Source organism: Leifsonia sp. fls2-241-R2A-40a, assembly GCF_030209575.1.
Lineage (GTDB): Bacteria > Actinomycetota > Actinomycetes > Actinomycetales > Microbacteriaceae > Leifsonia.
In genome coordinates this window covers 97,618-116,967 of sequence record NZ_JARVRS010000001.1, presented here as the reverse complement: position 1 = coordinate 116,967, position 19,350 = coordinate 97,618, and the positions used below count along the sequence as shown (strand labels likewise).

Here is a 19,350-nt window from a genome sequence, read left to right as displayed (position 1 = left end):
CAGGATGCTACAGTCCGACCCACTCGGAGGCGCCGTCGGTGAAGTGCTGCCGCTTCCAGATCGGGACGCGCGCCTTGATGATCTCGACCAGCTCCGCGCAGGCGGCGAACGCCTCGGCCCGGTGCGGCGCCGCGACCGCGGCGATCAGGGCGAGGTCGCCGATGGTGAGCGAGCCGACGCGGTGCTGGGCGGCGACACGCAGTCCCGTCGTGCGGGAGACCTCCTCGCAGCACGCGAGCAGGAAGTCTTCCGCGTCGGGATGCGCCCGGTAGTCGAGCGACACGACGCCTTTTCCGCCGTCGTGGTCGCGGACGATGCCCTGGAACGAGACGACGGCGCCGGCCTCGGCGCGCCAGACGAACTCGTCGACGGTCGACGGCTCCAGCGGGTCGACGCTGATCGTGGCGAGGACGTCGCTCATGAGTGGTCTCCTCCGCGCAGCTGGTCGAGCAGGTGCGGGAGCAGATCGTCCAGCACCGTCAGCCCGTCGGCCACCCCGCCGCGCGACCCGGGCAGGTTCACGACCAGGGTGGAGCCCGCCACGCCGACGAGGCCGCGGCTCAGGGCCGCCAGGGGAGTCGACTCCGCGCCGCGGACCCGCAGCGCCTCGGCGACGCCGGGCAGCTCGCGGTCGAGCACGGCGGCCGTCGCCTCCGGCGTCCGGTCGGTCGGCGAGACGCCGGTGCCGCCCGTGCTGATGATCACGCGCGGGCGTTCCGCGACCGCCTGCCGCAGGGCCGCATCCACGTCGGCGTCTGCGACCACGCGCACGTCGGCAGGAAGCCGGCGCTCGGCCAGCCACTCGGCGATCACCGGGCCGGTGGTGTCCTCGTAGACACCCGTGGCCGCGCGCGTGGATGCGACGAGCACGATCGCGGGGGAGCCGCCGGCAGCAGGCGCCGCCGACGCAGCGGCCTCGGCCTCGGATCCGGTCCCGCCGACTTCCTCGCCGTCCCGGCGCCAGTCCCCGCGCTTCCCGCCGCTCTTCGCGACGAGCCGCACGTCGGTCAGGCTCGCGGCCGGGTCCACCGCCTTCACCATGTCGTGCAGGGTCAGGCCCGCGAGCGCGACGGCGGTGAGCGCCTCCATCTCGACGCCTGTGCGCCCGTGGGTGCGCGCGACGACCTCGATCTCGATGGTGCCGGCGTCCGCATCCAGCTCGAAGTCGACGCGGACGCTGTTCAGGGGGAGCGGGTGGCACAGCGGGATGAGCTCACTGGTGCGCTTCGCACCGCCGATGCCGGCGATGCGCGCGGTCGCCAGCACGTCGGCCTTCGGCAGGTCGTCCGCGGCGACGAGCCGCACGACGTCCGGGGTGGTCACGAACCGGCCGCGCGCGACCGCTTCGCGGTCGGTCTCCGGCTTGCCGCCGACGTCGACCATGCGGGCGCGCCCGTCGGCGTCGAGGTGGGTGAGCTGGGTCATAGCGTCCAGACTGTCACGGACGCGCCGGGTTCGACCGACTCCGACTCGGCCGGGACGTCGATGAGCACGTCGGCCCGGGCCATCCCGGCCACCAGGTGCGACGACGGTCCCGACACCGGAGCGACGCCGCCGGCGCCGTCGAGACGTCCGCGGTGGAACTGCCGACGCCCGGGCACCGAGCGCAGGCCGTCCGTCAGGGTCGCGGACTGCTGCTCCACCGGCGGCAGCCCGGCGGCCGCGCGGAGGGGGTCGCGCAGGAACACCACGAACGACACCTGCGTGCTCACCGGATTGCCCGGGAACGCGATCACCGGGACGCCCCCGACCACGGCCGTCGCCTGCGGGCCGCCCGGCTGCATGGCGACGGTGGTGACGTCCGCGCCGCGCGGCAGCAGCACCTCCCGGACGACCTCGTAGGCGCCCTTCGAGATGCCGCCGGAGGTGATGACGAGGTCGCTCTGCTGGAGGGCGTCCTCGAGGATGCGCTCGAACGCCGCCGGGTCGTCGTCGCTGCTCGCACGGACGGACACGGTCGCGCCGGCTTCCTCGACCAGCGCGGCCAAAGCGATGCCGTTCGCGTCGTAGACCTGCCCGAACGCGGGGTCGCCGCTGGAGATCAGCTCGGTGCCGGTGGTCAGGATCCCGACCCGCAGCCGCGCACGCACGCGCACGGTCTCGACCCCGGCGGCCGCGAGAGCCGCCAGGTGCCGGGGTCCGAGCCGGACGCCCGCGGGCACCAGCACTTCGCCTCGATGGACGTCGCTGCCGCGCTCCCGCACGTACTCCCCGGCGGTCCGCGACCGGCGGATCTCGACCACTGCGCCGTTCAGATCGTCGTCGCGGCCGAGCACGAGCTCCGTGTCCTCGATCGGGACGATCGCGTCCGCACCCGTCGGCACCGGTGCGCCCGTCATGATCCGCAGCGCGGTGCCGGCGATGAGCGTGACCGGGGTGGCGTGGCCGGCCGGGATGTCGCCGGAGACCTCGAGCGCGACCGGGACGGAGCGGATGTCCGCCGCCCGCACCGCGTACCCGTCCATCTGGGAGTTGCGGAAGAGCGGCAGGTCGACCTCGGAGCGCACCTCCTCGGCGGTCACGCGGCCGAGGGCCGCATCGAGCGGGACCGTCTCCTCGGTGGGCTCGTCGGAGAGCGGTTCGAGCATCCGCGCGATGGCGTCCGCATGGTCTTCGACGCTGCGCGGCTGTGCGGACGGGTCCGGTGTCATGGGTTCAGTATCCCGCGAAGGATGCCGCGCGGTCAGTGCCGCGCGGTCAGTACCGGGGCAGGGCAGGGTCGACGTCGCGTGCCCACGCGTCGAGTCCGCCGGCGAGCACCACTCCCGGTGCGCCGACGTCGGCGAGCAGCTGCCGTGCGGTCTCCGCCCGGATGCCGTGGTGGCAGATGATCACCAGCGGGTCGCCGGGCAGCCGCTCGGCGACCCCGGCCGGGTCGCGCTGAACGACCCCGAGCGGCACGAGGAGCGAGCCGGGCAGCTCCACGATGTCGGCCTCCCAGGTCTCGCGGACGTCGAGGAGGGTGTGCGGTTCGCCGGCTGCAAGGCGCGCGTTCAGCTCGGCGGGCGACATGGTGTCGCTGACGCCGCAGAAGAGGTCGTAGTCGATCAGCTGGGTGACCGGTGCGGCCTGCGGGTCGCGCTCGTAGACGAGCTCGCGGAAGGTCCCCCGCAGCGCGTCGTGGATGGTCACCCGGCCGAGGAGCGGATCACCCGTCCCCGTGACGAGCTTGATCGCCTCGCTCACCATCAGTCCGCCGATCACCCCGCACACCGACGGGAGCGCGCCGGCCTCCGCGCAGCTGGCGACACTGCCCGGCGCCGGTGGCACCGGGAACAGGTCGCGGTAGGTCGGCCCCTGGGCGGCCCAGCTGAGCCCGACCTGGCCGCCGGTCTGGTGCACCGCGCCCCAGACGACCGGGATGCCGCCGAGCGTGGCAGCGTCGTCCACCAGGTAGCGGGTCGGGAAGTTGTCGCTGCCGTCCAGCACCAGATCGAACCCCGAGAGGATGTGCCGCGCGTTCTCCGCCGTGAGCCGCTCGGCGAAGAGGCGCACGTCGGTCGCATCGTCGAGGGCGCGCACCGCGGCGGCGGCGGACTCGACCTTCGGCCGTCCGATGGCGGATGGCGTGTGGATGGCCTGCCGCGGCAGGTTGCTGGGCTCGACGCGGTCGTCGTCGACGATCCCGATCGTCCCGAAGCCGGCCGAGGCGAGCAGCGGGAGCACGGCCGACCCGAGGCCGCCGGCGCCGACCACGAGCACCCGTGCGGCCTGAAGGCGGCGCTGTGCGACCGGCCCGAAGCCGGGCAGCTGTGTCGTGCGGGCGTAGCGCGCCGTGCGCTCCGGGGTGAGGGCGGGACCGGGTTCGACCAGCGGCGGAAGGGCCATGCCCTCAGCCAATCACACGCGCGGCCACGGTCACACCACCGTCACCTGGACCGTGTGCAGCCCGGTCGCTCCGTCGGGCACCACGTCGCGCTCGGCGGAGGTCTGCACCTTCCCGTTCGCGTCGGTGGCCCGCACCCGCAGGGTGTGGGAGCCGGGCGTCGCGTCCCAGGCGAACTTCCACTGCCGCCAGGTGTCCGCCGAGATCGCGTCGGCGAGCGTCGCATCCTGCCAGGGCCCGTCGTCGACCCGGACCTGCACCGCCTTCACTCCGACGTGCTGCGACCAGGCGACCCCGGCCACGGCGACCGTGCCCGCCTTCACCTGCCGTCCGGCCGCGGGCACGTCGATGCGGGACGACAGTTTCACCGGTCCGTGGTCCGACCAGCCGCGCGAGGTCCAGTACGCCGTGTGCTTGTCGAACCGGGTGACCTCCAGCGACACCACCCACTTGGTGGCGGACACGTAGCCGTAGAGCCCGGGGACGACCATCCGCACCGGGTAGCCGTGCTCCAGGGGCAGCGGCTGCCCGTTCATCCCGACCGCGAGGATGGCGTTGCGCTCGTCGGTGAGTGTCTCGATGGGCGTGCTCGCGGTCCAGCCGTCCTGGCTCGTGGAGAACACCATGTCGGCGTCGGCCGACGGCTTCGCGCGAGCCAGCAGGTGACGGATCGGGTAGCCGAGCCAGGTCGCGTTGCCGATCAGGTCGCCGCCGACCTCGTTGGAGACGCAGGTGAGCGTCGTCGTCGACTCCTCGAGCGGGAGGTCCAGGAGTTGGGCGAAGGTCAGTTCCACCTCGTTCTCCACCATCCCGAAGATGTGCAGCTTCCAGTCGTTGGGCTCGATGCCGGGGATCTGCAGCGCGGTGTCGATGCGGTAGAAGTCGGCGTTCGGCGTGACGATCGGCGAGAGCCCGGGAACGTCGAAGGAGGCGCCCGGCGGGATCGGGGGAGCCGTGGTCTGCGGCGCCGGGAGCTTGACGGCCGCCCGCGCGGCCGTGGCGGCGCGGAAGCCGCCCGCGACCATCTGACCGATGAGGAGCGCGAGCGCGCCGCCCGCCGCCGTGGCCGCGGTCGAGCCGACGAAGCGGCGCCGGCTCACCCGTCCGCGCGGAGCGGCCCGCGTCGGCTCGGTGTCGCGCAGCATCCCGATCAGCCAGCCGAGCAGCAGGACGGCCACCAGAGCGGCCAGGGCGGAGGGAATCGCATCCACGATCCCGTTGCCCGCCCGCGTGAGCGCCGCCAGCACGCCGACAGCGCCGCCGATCCCGATCAGGATGCGACCGAACGGCGGCCGCACCCGCTCCAGCCACCCGGCGAGACCGGCGCCGACGAGCACCACGACCGCGAGCGAGACGATGAGGAACGCCTTGTCGCCCGTCCCGAACAGGCCGATCACGGCCTCCTTCAGCCACGGGGGCGCCAGGTCGATCAGCAGCGAGCCGACGGTGAGGACAGGGCTGCCGTTCTGCACGAGGAAGGCGCTCACCAGTTCGGCGGCGCCGACGCCCGCGACGACGCTCGCGACGCCGGCCCCGACCGGCCGCCAGAAGTCCGACATGCCGCAAACCTAGGGCCGCCGCCTGTGCGCGCGCCAATAGCGGACGCCGCGAGACGACGCCGGGACGTGGGAGGCTGGACGCATCATGTCCGACACCACCGCGTCCACCGACCGACGCCTCCGCCTCGAGGACATCCCCGGATGGTCCGGCCCCGGCTCCGTCAGCGAGGACGACGTGTACGACACCTTCGTCGCCTGGGTGGAGGCGGGCGGCATCCGGCTCTACCCGGCGCAGGACGAATCGGTCATCGAGGTCGTCGGCGGGTCGAACCTGATCCTGAGCACTCCCACAGGCACCGGCAAGTCCCTGGTGGCCGTCGGAGCGCACTTCGCGGCGCTCGCCCGCGGGGAACGCACGTACTACACCGCCCCGATCAAAGCGCTCGTGTCGGAGAAGTTCTTCGCGCTGGTCGACATCTTCGGGGCCGAGAACGTCGGCATGACGACCGGCGACTCCGCCGTGAACGCCGACGCGCCGATCGTCTGCGCGACGGCGGAGATCCTCGCCAACGTGGCTCTGCGGCACGGCGACGAGACGCCGGTCGGGCAGGTCGTCATGGACGAGTTCCACTTCTACTCCGACCCGGACCGGGGCTGGGCGTGGCAGGTCCCGCTGCTGACGCTGCCGCACACGCAGTTCGTGCTCATGTCGGCGACGCTCGGCGACGTGACGGCGCTCGCCGACGACCTCGAGCGGCGCACCGGCAGGCCGACTGCCACGGTGACGGGCGTCGAGCGGCCGGTGCCGCTGCACTACTACTACGAGCTCACGCCGGTGCACGAGACGATCGAGGACCTGCTCAGCACGGGGCAGGCCCCCGTCTACGTCGTCCACTTCTCGCAGCTGGCGGCGCTGGAGCGCGCGCAGTCGCTGTCCAGCGCCAAGATCGCCAGCCGGGAGCAGCGGGATGCGATCGCCGAGCTGATCGGCGACTTCCGGTTCACCACCGCGTTCGGCAAGACGCTCTCGCGCCTCCTCCGGCAGGGGATCGGCGTGCACCACGCGGGGATGCTGCCCAAGTACCGGCGCCTGGTCGAGCAGCTGGCGCAGCGGGGGATGCTGCGCGTCATCTGCGGCACGGACACGCTGGGTGTCGGCATCAACGTCCCCATCCGCACGGTGCTGCTCACCGCGCTCACCAAGTTCGACGGCACGCGGATGCGGCAGCTGAACGCGCGCGAGTTCCACCAGATCGCCGGCCGCGCAGGCCGGGCGGGCTACGACACCGCCGGAACGGTGGTGGCGCAGGCGCCCGAGCACGAGTCCGAGAATCTGAAGGCGATCGAGAAGGCCGGCGACGACCCGAAGAAGCGGCGCAAGATCGTGCGCAAGAAGGCCCCGGAGGGGTTCGTGTCGTGGGGCGAGCCGTCGTTCCGCAAGCTGATCGAGGCGGAGCCGGAGACCCTGACCTCCTCCATGCAGATCACCAGCGCCATGCTCATCAACGTGATCGGGCGCGGGGGAGACGTGTACGGGCACGTCCGCGCCCTCGTCTTCGACAACCACGAGCCCTGGAAGCGGCAGCTGGCGCTCGCCCGGCGCGCGATCGAACTGTACCGGTCGCTCCTCACCGCGGGCGTGGTGGAGGCCGTGCGCACCGGCGACGATGTGGAGGTCCGGCTCACCGTCGATCTGCAGCCGAACTTCGCGCTCAATCAGCCGCTGTCCCCGTTCGCGCTCGCCGCCTTCGAGCTGTTCGACATCGAGTCGCCCGTCTACGCCCTCGACATCGTGTCCGTCGTCGAGGCGACCCTCGACGACCCGCGCCCGGTGCTCTCCTCGCAGCAGTTCCAGGCGCGCGGCGAGGCCGTCGCCGCGATGAAGGCGGAAGGGATCGAGTACGAGGAGCGGATGGAGGCGCTCGAAGAGGTGACGCATCCCAAGCCCCACGACCTGCTGCTGCACGAGGCCTTCGCCACCTACGCCTCCAGCCAGCCGTGGGTCGCGGACTTCGAACTGCGCCCCAAGTCGGTCGTGCGCGACCTGTACGAGCGGGCCATGACCTTCGGCGAGTTCGTCGCCTTCTACCGGCTCGCGCGGTCAGAAGGCGTCGTGCTCCGCTACCTCTCCGACGCATACCGCGCGCTCAACCAGACCGTTCCCCTCGAAGCGCGCACCGAAGACCTCCGCGACATCATCGAGTGGCTGGGGGAGCTGGTCCGCCAGGTCGACTCCAGCCTCCTCGACGAGTGGGAGGAGCTGGTCCATCCCGACGCCGCCAAGCACGCGGCCGAGTCGGGGGAGCTGGCGCCGCCCGCCCCGCGCAACGTCACCACCAACCGCCGGGCCTTCTTCGTGCTGGTGCGCAACGAGCTGTTCCGCCGTGTGCAGCTGGCGGCGCTCGACCGGGTGGACGAGCTCGGGGCCTTGGAGGCAGAGGCGGCGACACTGGCCGGCGGCGTCTCTCCCTCGCTCACCGCGGCGCAGTGGGATGCGGCGCTGGAGGACTACTACGCGGAGCACGACGAGATCCTGACCGACGCCTCCGCTCGTTCCGCATCCATGATCCTGGTCGACGAGAAGCCGGAGGGGGCGGAGGGCGTCTGGCGCGTGCGCCAGATCATCGCCGACCCGGAGGGCGACCACGACTGGGGGATCACCGCCGACGTGCTGCTGGAGGACTCGGCGCGCGAGGGGGTCGCGGTCATCCGGGTCACGGCGGTCGGCATGCTGGGCGAGGCGTGATCCGATCGGTTTGACCGACGCACCGTGGCGTGTGAGTATCGTCACGGTGTCTGAACAGCGCCAGGTCCCTTGCGTGAACCCCCGATGAAGTATTCGGTCGGGAGGGACGCATCCGACGACACGAGAAAGTAAACGGTGGACCTCCCCCTCATCGTCGTGCTGGTCATTCTGCTGGCGCTCTTCTTCGACTTCACGAACGGCTTCCACGACACCGCGAACGCGATGGCGACGCCGATCGCGACCGGCGCGATGCGGCCGAAAGTGGCCGTGGCGCTCGCCGCGGTGCTCAACCTGGTCGGTGCCTTCCTGTCCACCGAGGTGGCGAAGACCATCTCCGGCGGCATTATCAAGGAAGGGGACGGCGGGGTCCAGATCACGCCGGTGCTCATCTTCGCCGGGCTCGTAGGCGCGATCGTCTGGAACATGGTGACCTGGCTGTTCGGACTGCCGTCGTCGTCGAGTCATGCGCTGTTCGGCGGACTGATCGGTGCGGCCATCGTCGGCGCGGGCATCCAATCCGTCGACTTCCTGGTGGTGCTCGACAAGGTGATCCTGCCCGCGGTCATCGCGCCGTTCACTGCCGGGCTGGTCGCCTGGAGCGCCACGAAACTGGCCTACTGGATCACCCGCCGCTATGACGGGCGGCCCGACGGCCGCGGCGGTTTCCGCTACGGCCAGATCTTCTCCTCCTCGCTGGTCGCCCTCTCCCACGGCACCAACGACGCCCAGAAGACCATGGGCGTCATCACGCTCACCCTCATCTCGGCGGGCCTGCAGCCGCTCGGCTCCGGTCCGGAGATCTGGGTGGTCATCGCCTGCGCGCTCGCCATCGCCCTCGGCACGTATTCGGGCGGCTGGCGGATCATCCGCACCCTCGGGCGCGGCCTGACCGAGGTGAAGCCGGCGCAGGGCTTCGCGGCGGAGACCAGCACCGCCGCCACCATCCTCGCCTCCAGCCACCTCGGCTTCGCCCTGTCGACGACGCAGGTGGCCTCCGGCTCGGTCATCGGGTCGGGGCTGGGCCGTCGCGGCGCATCCGTCCGCTGGGGAACCGCGGGCCGCATCGCCGTCGGCTGGCTGCTGACCCTCCCGTCGGCCGCGATCGTCGGCGCCGTCGCCGCCCTGATCGCCGACATCGGCCCCGTCGGGGTCCTCATCGACACGGTCATCGGCGCGGCCGTCGTGACCTACATCTTCTGGCGCGCCCGCCGCAACCGCGTCAGCAGCGAGAACGCAGTCCGCCCCGTGCCGCTGCAGGGCAAGAGCGAGGTCGCCGCCTCCGGCAAGGCGGTCAAGATCGCCAAGGTCAAGCCGCTGCGGCGCGACCGGCCCCGGAAGGAGTCCGCATGATCGACTGGGCAGCCTTCGTGCTGGTCTTCGCCACCTCGCTGCTGGGCGCCTGCTTCGTCGTGGCGTTCTACGCCCTGGGCACGCGGCTCCTGGCCGTCGCCGGGCGCGCGCTGTTCGTCGAGCCGGTGGAGTTCACGGATGCGATCACCGTCCTCACGCCCGAGAGGGCGGCGAAGCTGCAGCGCAAGGCCGAGAAGGCGCAGCGCAAGAGCCCGCTGACCGCGGCACAGAAGCGCCTCGCCCTGACCGGCGCCTATGCGTGCTTCACCGCCTGCGGACTGGCGGTCCTCTACGGCCTGTACCTGATCATCCCGTACTTCCACCAGTAGCCACTGGCGCTGCGTCGGCACCGCGCAGATTTGCGCCAATTCATCGTAATGCGGCGCGTTTACCCGAGATTTGGCGCAAATCGTCGGGGCTCAGGCGGTGCCGCGCACCCGCGAGATCGCGTTCATCACGTGGTAGACCACGATCGCGGCGATCGCGCCCAGGGCGATCCCGTTGAACGTCAGCTGCCCGAGGTTCAGCGTGAAGTCTCCGATGCCGATGATCAGCGCGGTCGCGGCCGTGAACTGGTTCGTCGGCTTGGAGAAGTCGACCTTGTTGTCGAGCCAGATCTTGACGCCGATGATCCCGATGAGGCCGTACAGCGCCGTCGTCACACCGCCGAGCACGCCCGCCGGGATCGTGTTGATGACGGCGCCGACCTTGGGCGAGAGGCCGAGCAGGATGGCGACGATGCCGGCCACCCAGTAGGCGGCGGTCGAGTAGACGCGCGTCGCAGCCATCACGCCGATGTTCTCGCCGTACGTCGTCGTCCCGGACCCGCCGAAGAAGCCGGCGATCGTGGTCGCGAGCCCGTCGGCGAAGAGCGCACGCCCGGTGAGGCGGTTCACCGACGGGTCGGTGAGCTGCGCGACGCCGCGGATGTGGCCGACGTTCTCGGCGATGAGCACCAGGACGACGGGAAGGAACGCCGGCAGGATGCCCCAGGTCGAGGCGGGGGACGTGAACGGGTTGGCGGGCAGGGTGAACTGCGGCAGGCCGATCCACGCCGCCTTGGCGACACCGCTGAAGTCCACCTGGCCGACGATCACGGCGAAGACGTAGCCGACGGCGACGCCGAGGAAGATGGACAGCCTCCCGAGCATCCCGCGGAAGAACACCGTGCACAGGATGACGGCGGCGAGCGTCACGAGTGCCGTGACCGGGGCCTTGGCGAAGTTCGCGCCGGCCGCCGGGGCCAGGTTGAAGCCGATCAAGGCGACGATGGCGCCGGCGACGATCGGGGGCATCAGGCCGTCGATCCAGCGGGTCCCGGTCGCGACGACGATGAGCCCGACGACGGCGAGGAGGATGCCGGTGACCACGATGCCGAACAGAGCGGACGGCATCCCGTTCGCCTTCGTCGCGGCGACGATCGGGACGATGAAGGCGAACGACGAACCGAGGTAGCTCGGCAGCCGGTTGCCGGTGATGACGAGGAACAGCAGCGTGCCGACGCCCGAGAACAGCAGCGTCGTCGCCGGCGGGAAGCCGGTCAGCAGTGGGACGAGGAACGTCGCGCCGAACATCGCCACGACGTGCTGGGCGCCGAGCCCGATGGTGCGCGGCCAGGTCAGCCGTTCGCCGGGCAGCACGATCTCGTGAGCGCCGACCTTTTTTCCATCGCCGTGCAGCGTCCAGGGCAGAGCCATTCGTGTCCTTCGGAGGTCTCGAGTCGGAATAAACTTGGTGCTGCGCATTCGCGCATTACTCGACGGACCTGAGTCTTCGCCGTCCACCGCCCACCGATCTTACGGGAGTCACCATTTCCGCTTCGACCAGCGCGCCCCCCACCTCCAAAGGGCGCCTCGACCGCTTCTTCGAGATCAGCGCCCGTGGCACGACGTGGGGGACGGAGGTGCGCGGCGGCGTCCTGACGTTCGTCACCATGGCGTACATCGTCATCCTGAACCCGCTCATCCTCGGCGGGACCAAGGACGTCGTGGGTCACACGCTCGGCACCTCGCAGGTCGCCGCGGTGACCGCCCTCAGCGCCGGCGTGATGACCGTGCTGTTCGGACTCGTCGCTCGGCTGCCCTTCGCGTTCGCGGCCGGCCTCGGGATCAACTCGTTCCTCGCCGTCAACGTGGTCAAGGTGCTGACCTGGCAGGAGGCGATGGGTCTCGTCGTCATCAACGGCATCATCATCGTGCTGCTGTCGGCGACCGGGCTCCGGAAGCTGATCTTCAACGCCGTCCCGGCGCCGCTGAAGACGGCGATCACCGTCGGCATCGGTCTGTTCATCGCGTTCATCGGATTCGTGGACAGCGGTTTTGTCCGTACGACTACCCTCTCGTCGCCGCCCGTGCAGCTCGGTGAGGCCGGCTCCATCGCAACGCTCCCGACGATCACCTTCCTGGTCGCGCTGATCATCATGGGCGTGCTGATGGCTCGCAAGGTGAAGGGCGCGCTGCTCATCGGCATCGTCGCGGCCACCGTCGTCGCGATCATCGGAGAGGCCATCTGGCACGTCGGCCCGTCGATGGGGAAGAACCCGGCGGGCTGGAACCTCACGGTCCCGCAGCTGCCCACCTCGCTCGTGTCGCTGCCCGACCTCAGCCTGGTCGGCAACGTCGACCTGTTCGGCGCCTTCGGACGCATCGGCGCCCTCGCGGCGACGATGCTCATCTTCACCCTCGTCTTCACCAACTTCTTCGACGCCATGGGCTCGATGACCGGTCTGGCGCGCAGCGCGGGACTGTCGAACGAGGACGGCACGTTCCCGCGCCTCCAGTCGGCCCTGATCGTCGAGGGTGTCGGCGCCATCGTCGGCGGTGGCACCTCGGCGTCGTCCAATACGGTGTTCGTCGAGTCGGCCTCCGGCATCGGGGAGGGCGCCAAGACCGGCTTCGCGAGCGTCGTCACCGGCGCGCTGTTCCTGCTGGCGATGTTCTTCACGCCGCTCACCCAGGTGGTCCCGCTCGAGGTCGCCGCGGCCGCGCTCGTCATCGTCGGTGCGCTGATGGTGGTGCAGATCCGTCACATCGACTTCAGCGAGTTCTCGGTGGTGCTGCCGGTGTTCCTGACGATCATCGTCATGCCGCTCACCTACTCGATCGCCAACGGGATCGGCGTCGGCTTCATCAGCTGGGTGCTCATCCGCTCGCTCGCCGGCAAGGGTCGGCAGATCAGCCCGCTGCTGTGGATCGTCGCGGCCGGCTTCCTGATCTACTTCGCCCGTGGTCCGATCGAGGGGCTGCTCGGGCAGGTCTGAGCCCCCTCCCCTCTTCGCGATTCGTGCCGAATGTGCGCTATTCGTGACGAATAGCGCACATTCGGCACGAATCCTTGAGTGGTGGGTGGGCCTCAGGGTCGAATCGGGGGTTATCCGGATACCGGGCGATGGCGCGTGCCGCTTGACTGGATCCATGACCACCACCACTGAAACGTCCTACTCCACCGTCGCACCCGTCCGCACGCTCAGCATCACCAGCCTCGCGCTGGGCATCGCCTCGATCGTGTTCGGGTGGACCCTCGTCGCACCCGTCGCCGGCCTCGTCGTCGGCATCCTGGCGCTCAAGCAGGAGCCGCTCGGCAAGACCTACGCCGTGTGGGGCATCGTCCTGAACGCGGTGATGCTCGTCGGCATCGCGTTCGTCGCGCTGCTCACGCTGGTCGGCATCGGGATCGGGTTCGCCGCGCTGCCGTTCGCATTCAACTGATCTCCACCGCGCTGCGACAATAGAGGGATGGAACCATCCCCGCTCGTCCGGCCCCGCAGTTTCGTCGTCCGCGGGCGCAAGACCGAGGCACAGTCCCGCGCGATCGACGAGCTGTGGCCCACTTTCGGCATCGACTTCGACGGCTCGCCGCTCGACCTCGACGCCGCCTTCGGGCGGACAGCTCCGCGGGTCGTCGAGATCGGCTTCGGCAACGGCGAGAATCTGCTCACGCTCGCCGAGCGTCACCCCGACCGCGACTTCCTCGGGATCGAGGTGCACGGCGCCGGCATCGGCCGGGTGCTGGGCGGGATGCGGGATCGCGGGCTCCACAACATCCGGATCATCCGCCACGACGCCGTCGAGGTCTTCGAGCGGGGACTGGCTGAGCGCTCGGTGGACGAGATCCTCGTCTTCTTCCCGGACCCGTGGCCGAAGGCCCGGCATCACCGCCGGCGGCTCATCCAGCCGGAGGTCGGCCGGCTGCTCGCCGCAGCGCTCGCGGACGACGGCGTGCTGCGGCTCGCTACCGACTGGGAGCCCTACGCCGAGCACATGATCGAGGTGCTGGATGCGGAGCCGGGGCTCACGAACGTGGCCGGCGACGCGCACTTCGTCCCCCGCCCCGACGACCGCCCCGTCACCAAGTTCGAGCGCCGGGGCGAGCGCCTCGGCCACGCCATCTTCGATCTGGCGTACCGCCCCGCGCGCTGACCGCAGCGGTCGTTCGTAGGATGGGCGCATGACGCATGCCCGTACCGTCGACGCCCTCCGCTCCGCGTTCGATCGCGGCACCACGAAGCCGCTGGCCTGGCGCCTGGCGCAGCTGAAGGCTCTGCGGAGGATGCTCACCGAGCGGGCCGCCGACTTCGAGGATGCGCTGCTCGCCGACCTCGCCAAGAACCCCACCGAGTCGCAGATCGCCGAACTCGGGTTCGTCGTGGGCGAGATCGACCACACGCTGAAGCACCTGCGCCGCTGGCTGCGGCCGCGCCGCGTTCCGGTTCCCGGCGCGCTGATGCCGGCCCGCGCATCCACGATCCTCGAGCCGGTCGGGGTGGTGCTCGTCATCGCACCATGGAACTACCCGGTCCAGCTGCTCCTCGCACCGCTCGTCGGCGCGCTCGCGGCGGGGAACGCCGTCGTGCTCAAGCCCAGCGAACTCGCCCCGGCCACGTCGGCGGCGATGGCCCGCTTCATCCCGCAGTACCTGGATGCCCGGGCGGTCGCGGTCGTCGAGGGCGGGGTGGAGGAGACCACCGACCTGCTCGCGCAGCGCTTCGACCACATCTTCTACACCGGCAACGGCCGGGTCGGACGGATCGTGGCGGCGGCGGCCGTCGAGCACCTCACGCCTGTGACCTTGGAGCTGGGCGGCAAGTCGCCCGTCTACGTCGACGGCACCGTCGACGTCGCGGCCGCCGCGCGGCGCATCGCCTGGGGCAAGTTCATGAACGCCGGCCAGACCTGCGTCGCACCCGACTACGTCCTCGCCGACCGCTCCGTCGTGCCGCGCCTCACCGACGCACTCCGGGACGCCGTGCGCGACCTCTACGGCGACGACCCGGCGCAGAGCCCCGACTACGGCCGGATCGTCAACGACCGCCAGTTCGACCGCCTGACCGGGATGCTCGGCTCCGGCACCGCAGCCGTCGGCGGCGGGCACGACGCCACCGGCCGCTACCTGGCGCCGACCGTCCTGACCGAGGTCGCGCCGGACTCGCCCGTCATGGCGGAGGAGATCTTCGGCCCGATCCTGCCGATCCTCCCGGTCGACCGGCTCGACGACGCCATCCGTTTCATCCGCGCCGGGGACAAGCCGCTCGCGCTGTACGTCTTCACCTCGAGCGCGACGGTACGCCGCCGCATCCTCACCGAGACGAGCTCCGGCGCGGTCGGCTTCGGCGTCCCCGCGGCGCACCTGGCGGTGGCGGGACTGCCGTTCGGCGGCGTGGGGGAGAGCGGCGCCGGCGCGTACCACGGCGAGCGTTCGCTGCGCACGTTCAGCCACGAGAAGGCAGTGCTCAGCAAGGCGCTCAGCCCGGACACGCTGCGCCTGATCTACCCGCCGTACACCGAGGCGAAGGACCGCTTCGCGCGCGGGCTGCTGCGCAAGCTGGGCTGATCGACACCGTGTCGAAGCGGCGGCCTGACGCGGTACAGGGTGTCCACCGGGCCTCCGATGCCCAGGGGTAGGCTCGGCACTGCCGGAGGCCACGAACATCCGGCGCGAACGCATGCCAACGCACAACGAGAGGCAACGGTGCCAACCGTGAACCCGACAGCAACCATGGACGAGTCGAAGACAGCCCCCATCCCCGTCGTCACCGCCGAGGTGACCGACGCGTCCGAGAACGTCTCCGACGTCCCGACCCCCAGCGCCGACGGCCGCGCCACGCGCACCGAGACCGACTCCCTCGGCAGCCGCGAGATCCCCGCCGACGCCTACTGGGGCGTCCACACCTCGCGGGCGCTCGAGAACTTCCCGATCGCCAAGCGCCCCATCTCCGTCTACCCGGACCTCATCGTCGCGCTGGCCGCCGTCAAGCAGGCCGCCGCCCGGGCGAACCTCGAGATCGGCGTGCTCGAACCGCACAAGGCCGACCTGATCGACCAGGCCTGCCAGCTCATCATCGACGGCCGCTTCCACGACCAGTTCGTCGTCGGCGTCATGCAGGGCGGCGCGGGCACCTCGACCAACATGAACGCCAACGAGGTCATCGCCAACATCGCGCTCGAGCTCGACGGCCACCCCAAGGGCGACTACGCGCACATCCATCCGATCGACGACGTCAACCGCAGCCAGAGCACCAACGACACGTACCCGACCGCCATCAAGATCGGACTCACCTTCGCGCTCGGCCACCTGCTCGACGAGCTCGCCCTGCTGCGCGACTCGTTCGCGCACAAGGCGGAGGAGTTCCGCAACATCCTCAAGGTCGGCCGCACCCAGTTGCAGGACGCCGTGCCGATGACGCTCGGGCAGGAGTTCCACGGCTTCGCGACGACCCTCACCGAGGATCACGCACGCCTCACCGAGACGAAGTGGCTCCTCGCCGAGATCAACCTCGGCGCGACCGCGATCGGAACCGGGATCACCGCGGACCCCGGCTACGCGGCCGCCGCGGTCCGGCACCTCAACGTGATCACCGGGCTCAACCTCGAGACCGCCCCCGACCTCATCGAGTCGACCAGCGACGCCGGCGCCTTCATGTCGTTCTCCGGCTCGCTGAAGCGCAGCGCGATCAAGCTGTCCAAGATCTGCAACGACCTCCGGCTGCTCTCCTCGGGACCGCAGGCCGGTCTCGGCGAGATCAATCTCCCGCCGCGCCAGGCGGGCTCCAGCATCATGCCCGGCAAGGTCAACCCGGTCATCCCCGAGGTCGTCAACCAGGTCGCCTTCTCGGTGGCCGGCGCGGATGTGACGGTCACCATGGCGGCGGAGGGCGGCCAGCTGCAGCTCAACGCCTTCGAACCGGTCATCGCCCACTCCCTGCTGCAGAGCATCACCTGGATGGCGCAGGCGTTCCACACCCTCCGCATCAACTGCGTCGACGGCATCACCGCGAACGAGGAGCGCCTCGGGGCGATGGTCGGCTCGTCGGTGGGCGTCATCACCGCTCTCACCCCGCACATCGGCTACGCGGCCGCGGCGGCGCTGGCGAAGTCCGCCCTGCTCACCGGGCACAACGTCGCCGACCTGGTCGTGGATGCGAAGCTCATGAGCCGCGAGGAGGTCACGCGCCTGCTGTCGCCCGCCCGCCTGAGCGGACTCGAGGTCATCACGACCGCGATCCCGGTCATCGAGTCGGATGCGGTGCTCGAGGCGCGGGTCGACGGCGACGAGCAGCCGACGCACTACTAGGCAATTGGCCCATCGGGCGCGAGACTGGTCCCGGGCCTCCACAGAGGTCGTCACGCCTGACGTGACGACAAGGGAGCCGGCGCGTTGAGTCTCGCTGCACCGAGCGCCGGCACCCGCCCGGCCCGGCCGGGCGGGTGCTCAGCGCCCAGCGGAGGTCACTGGAACGGGGCCCACTCCTCGAGGTCGTACTCGAGTTCGATCCCGGAGTAGAGGCGGACGCGCCAGACGTGGCCGTTGCCCCCTAGGAACTGCCCGCGGGCGGTCTGCATGGCCCATTCGCCGTCGCCGGTGCGCTGCCAGCGGATCATCCCGACGTGTTCGCGCAGACGCGGGGGGTGAGGCGGGTGAATGAAGTCGTCTTCCTGCATTTCCGCATCCGTCCTCCTCGCTGCCCGGTCATTCTGCGTCGGCCGGTAGGAGCGGGACTATCCCCCCAAACGGGGGACGGGCCCGGGTGGGATGCGGCGCCTCATTACGCGCGCCCCTCCGCCTCCCGGAACAGCGCGATCATGTCGCGCCCGAGCTGGTGCGGCGCGGTCTCGCAGGGGCTGTGGCCGGTGCGGTAGACCGCCAGCCGGGCGCCGAGCGCCTGCGCGTTCGCGGCGTGCATGTGCGTGGGCCAGAGGTCGTGGTCGCCGGTGGCGACCAGCACCGGGACGCCGCTGCGGGCGACGCGGGACCGGACATCCGGCACCCGCTTCATGAGCCCCACGATGTCGTCGACGCTCGAGCGGCGCGTCAGCGCGAAGCGCGCGCGGACGAAGGCCAGCCGACTGTCCGACACGCGGTTCTTGTTCGTCGTGATGCCCCAGATCATCAGCCCCGCTCCCTGATGCGCGGTCGTCAGCCAGCTCAGCCAGCCGATGACGCGTACCCCGCGGAACGCCTGCCCGGGCTCCGGCGGCGCGGTAAGCAGCGTGAGCGAGCGGAACAGCTCGGGATGCTCCACCAGAGCCAGCTCGGAGAGGATGCCCGCGAACGAGTAGCCGAGCACATGGGCCGGTCCGCCGTCGCGGAGGAAGGCGAGGACGTCGGCGACCAGCAGTCCGTAGGTGTAGCGTCCGCCCGGGACAGGCCCGGCGGCGGCCGATTCGTACTGCCCCGCCATGTCGAAGCTCTGCACGTAGTAGCCGGCCGCGACCAGGATGGGCGCGAGCAGGTAGAAGTCCTCTTTCGATCCCGTCACGCCGGGGATGAGGACGACCCGCGGGTCGGCCGGGTCGCCGAGCGAGGCGACCGCCAGCTCGCCGCTCGGGGCACGGAAGCGGGAGAACACGGTCCCGACCGGCGCGATGGACCAGTCGATATCGGGCAGCGCGGCGTCGAGGCGTGCAGCCTCGTCGTCCCCGCCCGTGACCGGACGCCGCTCCCCGATGGACACGAAGGTACGATAGCCCACCTCGGGCCGGGACGTCGTCAGGTGACGCGGCAGTACGTGGTGAGGTAGCCGATCCCGCCGATCGACACGGTCACGATGGAGCGGTCGCGGAGGAACACCGGCGGGGTGCGCGAGTATCCCGCACCGCCCGGGCTGCCCGTCGAGATCAGCGTCCCGGGCGGGATGGTCGCGGAGCGCGACAGGAACTCGATCAGCTCGGGGACACTGCGCACCATGTCGGCCGTGGACGCATCCTGCAGGATCGCGCCGTCGACGTTGGTGGTCAGCCACAGGTCCTGCGGGTCGGGGATCTCGTCGGCGGTGACGACGACGGGACCGGTGGGGGTGAAGCCGTCGAACGACTTGCAGCGGGACCACTGCGCCTCGGAGAACTGCAGGTCGCGCGCCGTGATGTCGTTGACGACCGTGTAGCCCCAGACGTGATCGAGCGCGTCGCGCACCGAGACGTTGCGGGCGGGCTTGCCGATGATCACGCCGAGCTCGGCCTCGTAGTCGACCTGGGTGGAGAGGTCGGCCGGCCAGGTGGTGGTGCCGCCGTGACCCGCGAGCGAGTTCGGCCAGAGGTTGAAGACGGTGGCGGCCTTCTCGCTGCGCAGCTTCAGCTCGGAGGCGTGCGCGGCGTAGTTGGCGCCGATCGCGATGACGTGCGGTGGACGCAGCACCGCGGAGGCGTGACGCAGTTCGTGGACGGGCGGCAGTTCGCGGCCGTCGGCCTCGGCCTCCGCGACGACACCGCGAACCTCGGCGAGCCCCTCATCGCCCCGCTCGATCAGTTCCTGCAGGTCCCGTGGCGGCTGGGCCATCACCTCGTCGAGGAAGAGTGCTCCGTCTGCGATGACGGCGGCCAGGCGGGGCCCGGGATCTGCGGCGGTGCTGAGGTGCGAGAATCTCACGCTCCCAGGCTATCGGGCCAGCGGCGCGCGACCGAACCGGAGGCGGGTGGCGCGCAACCCTCTCAGTC

17 protein-coding genes are annotated in these 19,350 nt (G+C 70.8%); 8 read left to right on the top strand and 9 right to left on the bottom strand.

What is annotated here, in order from left to right; translation table 11 throughout:
- Positions 1 to 7: 7 nt before the first annotated feature.
- Genes QRN40_RS00555 through QRN40_RS00535 form a run of 5 tightly spaced genes read right to left on the bottom strand, consistent with a single transcriptional unit; the run spans position 8 to position 5,385 of the window.
- Positions 8 to 421, bottom strand: a complete 414-nt coding sequence (locus QRN40_RS00555; protein WP_285113479.1) for a molybdenum cofactor biosynthesis protein MoaE — start codon at positions 419 to 421, stop codon at positions 8 to 10.
- On the bottom strand, positions 418 to 1,425 hold the full coding sequence (moaCB, locus tag QRN40_RS00550) for a bifunctional molybdenum cofactor biosynthesis protein MoaC/MoaB (RefSeq protein WP_285113477.1): 1,008 nt from the start codon (positions 1,423 to 1,425) through the stop codon (positions 418 to 420). Before moaCB ends, QRN40_RS00555 begins: the two co-directional genes overlap by 4 nt.
- Positions 1,422 to 2,651, bottom strand: a complete 1,230-nt coding sequence (locus QRN40_RS00545) for a molybdopterin molybdotransferase MoeA (RefSeq protein WP_285113475.1) — start codon at positions 2,649 to 2,651, stop codon at positions 1,422 to 1,424. The genes moaCB and QRN40_RS00545 overlap by 4 nt, the downstream gene beginning before the upstream one ends.
- Positions 2,652 to 2,697: 46 nt before the next feature.
- Positions 2,698 to 3,828 (bottom strand): ThiF family adenylyltransferase, encoded by a 1,131-nt coding sequence (locus QRN40_RS00540; protein WP_285113472.1) that lies wholly within the window; start codon positions 3,826 to 3,828, stop codon positions 2,698 to 2,700.
- A 30-nt stretch (positions 3,829 to 3,858) separates the two neighbouring features.
- The gene (locus QRN40_RS00535) at positions 3,859 to 5,385 is read right to left on the bottom strand and encodes a molybdopterin-dependent oxidoreductase (protein WP_285113470.1); all 1,527 of its coding nucleotides are present in this window, start codon (positions 5,383 to 5,385) and stop codon (positions 3,859 to 3,861) included.
- An 85-nt stretch (positions 5,386 to 5,470) separates the two neighbouring features.
- Here QRN40_RS00535 and QRN40_RS00530 point away from each other — a divergent pair, with 85 nt between their 5' ends.
- The 3 genes from QRN40_RS00530 (at position 5,471) to QRN40_RS00520 (ending at position 9,750) form a co-directional block, all read left to right on the top strand.
- Positions 5,471 to 8,071: a DEAD/DEAH box helicase gene (locus QRN40_RS00530; protein WP_285113468.1), complete on the top strand. Its 2,601-nt coding sequence runs from the start codon at positions 5,471 to 5,473 to the stop codon at positions 8,069 to 8,071.
- A 135-nt stretch (positions 8,072 to 8,206) separates the two neighbouring features.
- Positions 8,207 to 9,421 (top strand): inorganic phosphate transporter, encoded by a 1,215-nt coding sequence (locus QRN40_RS00525; protein WP_285113466.1) that lies wholly within the window; start codon positions 8,207 to 8,209, stop codon positions 9,419 to 9,421.
- Entirely contained in the window at positions 9,418 to 9,750 is a 333-nt protein-coding gene (locus QRN40_RS00520; RefSeq protein ID WP_285113464.1) for a peptidase, read from the top strand. The genes QRN40_RS00525 and QRN40_RS00520 overlap by 4 nt, the downstream gene beginning before the upstream one ends.
- Positions 9,751 to 9,840: 90 nt before the next feature.
- On the opposite strand, the gene QRN40_RS00515 is transcribed toward QRN40_RS00520, so the two are convergent.
- Positions 9,841 to 11,118: a uracil-xanthine permease family protein gene (locus tag QRN40_RS00515; RefSeq protein ID WP_285113462.1), complete on the bottom strand. Its 1,278-nt coding sequence runs from the start codon at positions 11,116 to 11,118 to the stop codon at positions 9,841 to 9,843.
- A 113-nt stretch (positions 11,119 to 11,231) separates the two neighbouring features.
- Here QRN40_RS00515 and QRN40_RS00510 point away from each other — a divergent pair, with 113 nt between their 5' ends.
- The 5 genes from QRN40_RS00510 to QRN40_RS00490 all read left to right on the top strand — a co-directional run bounded on the left by QRN40_RS00510 (position 11,232) and on the right by QRN40_RS00490 (position 16,990).
- Complete coding sequence (locus QRN40_RS00510) at positions 11,232 to 12,680, top strand: NCS2 family permease (protein ID WP_285117414.1); 1,449 nt, start codon at positions 11,232 to 11,234, stop codon at positions 12,678 to 12,680.
- 154 nt (positions 12,681 to 12,834) lie between these two features.
- Complete coding sequence (locus tag QRN40_RS00505; protein ID WP_285113460.1) at positions 12,835 to 13,128, top strand: hypothetical protein; 294 nt, start codon at positions 12,835 to 12,837, stop codon at positions 13,126 to 13,128.
- A gap of 27 nt (positions 13,129 to 13,155) precedes the next feature.
- Positions 13,156 to 13,839, top strand: coding sequence for a tRNA (guanosine(46)-N7)-methyltransferase TrmB (trmB, locus tag QRN40_RS00500; protein WP_285113458.1), 684 nt, complete (start codon positions 13,156 to 13,158; stop codon positions 13,837 to 13,839).
- 28 nt (positions 13,840 to 13,867) lie between these two features.
- Positions 13,868 to 15,250: an aldehyde dehydrogenase family protein gene (locus QRN40_RS00495; RefSeq protein WP_285113457.1), complete on the top strand. Its 1,383-nt coding sequence runs from the start codon at positions 13,868 to 13,870 to the stop codon at positions 15,248 to 15,250.
- Between the two features lie 165 nt (positions 15,251 to 15,415).
- Positions 15,416 to 16,990 carry an aspartate ammonia-lyase gene (locus QRN40_RS00490; RefSeq protein WP_285117413.1) on the top strand — a complete coding sequence of 525 codons (1,575 nt, stop codon included), beginning with the start codon at positions 15,416 to 15,418 and terminating at the stop codon, positions 16,988 to 16,990.
- Between the two features lie 155 nt (positions 16,991 to 17,145).
- On the opposite strand, the gene QRN40_RS00485 is transcribed toward QRN40_RS00490, so the two are convergent.
- From QRN40_RS00485 to QRN40_RS00475, 3 genes are all read right to left on the bottom strand, one after another.
- Positions 17,146 to 17,298, bottom strand: a complete 153-nt coding sequence (locus QRN40_RS00485) for a hypothetical protein (protein WP_285113454.1) — start codon at positions 17,296 to 17,298, stop codon at positions 17,146 to 17,148.
- Between the two features lie 164 nt (positions 17,299 to 17,462).
- Positions 17,463 to 18,371, bottom strand: a complete 909-nt coding sequence (locus tag QRN40_RS00480) for an alpha/beta fold hydrolase (protein WP_285113452.1) — start codon at positions 18,369 to 18,371, stop codon at positions 17,463 to 17,465.
- A 35-nt stretch (positions 18,372 to 18,406) separates the two neighbouring features.
- Positions 18,407 to 19,282, bottom strand: a complete 876-nt coding sequence (locus QRN40_RS00475) for a fumarylacetoacetate hydrolase family protein (protein ID WP_285113450.1) — start codon at positions 19,280 to 19,282, stop codon at positions 18,407 to 18,409.
- Between the last annotated feature and the right edge of the window lie 68 nt (positions 19,283 to 19,350).

Bases quoted from the DNA above. Each gene is read 5' to 3' on its own strand.
- trmB (WP_285113458.1), top strand. From the start codon at position 13,156: ATGGAACCATCCCCGCTCGTCCGGCCCCGCAGTTTCGTCGTCCGCGGG.
- QRN40_RS00555 (WP_285113479.1), bottom strand. From the start codon at position 421: ATGAGCGACGTCCTCGCCACGATCAGCGTCGACCCGCTGGAGCCGTCG.
- QRN40_RS00515 (WP_285113462.1), bottom strand. From the start codon at position 11,118: ATGGCTCTGCCCTGGACGCTGCACGGCGATGGAAAAAAGGTCGGCGCT.
- QRN40_RS00495 (WP_285113457.1), top strand. From the start codon at position 13,868: ATGACGCATGCCCGTACCGTCGACGCCCTCCGCTCCGCGTTCGATCGC.
- QRN40_RS00505 (WP_285113460.1), top strand. From the start codon at position 12,835: ATGACCACCACCACTGAAACGTCCTACTCCACCGTCGCACCCGTCCGC.
- moaCB (WP_285113477.1), bottom strand. From the start codon at position 1,425: ATGACCCAGCTCACCCACCTCGACGCCGACGGGCGCGCCCGCATGGTC.
- QRN40_RS00520 (WP_285113464.1), top strand. From the start codon at position 9,418: ATGATCGACTGGGCAGCCTTCGTGCTGGTCTTCGCCACCTCGCTGCTG.
- QRN40_RS00530 (WP_285113468.1), top strand. From the start codon at position 5,471: ATGTCCGACACCACCGCGTCCACCGACCGACGCCTCCGCCTCGAGGAC.
- QRN40_RS00540 (WP_285113472.1), bottom strand. From the start codon at position 3,828: ATGGCCCTTCCGCCGCTGGTCGAACCCGGTCCCGCCCTCACCCCGGAG.
- QRN40_RS00490 (WP_285117413.1), top strand. From the start codon at position 15,416: ATGGACGAGTCGAAGACAGCCCCCATCCCCGTCGTCACCGCCGAGGTG.
- QRN40_RS00535 (WP_285113470.1), bottom strand. From the start codon at position 5,385: ATGTCGGACTTCTGGCGGCCGGTCGGGGCCGGCGTCGCGAGCGTCGTC.
- QRN40_RS00485 (WP_285113454.1), bottom strand. From the start codon at position 17,298: ATGATCCGCTGGCAGCGCACCGGCGACGGCGAATGGGCCATGCAGACC.
- QRN40_RS00545 (WP_285113475.1), bottom strand. From the start codon at position 2,651: ATGACACCGGACCCGTCCGCACAGCCGCGCAGCGTCGAAGACCATGCG.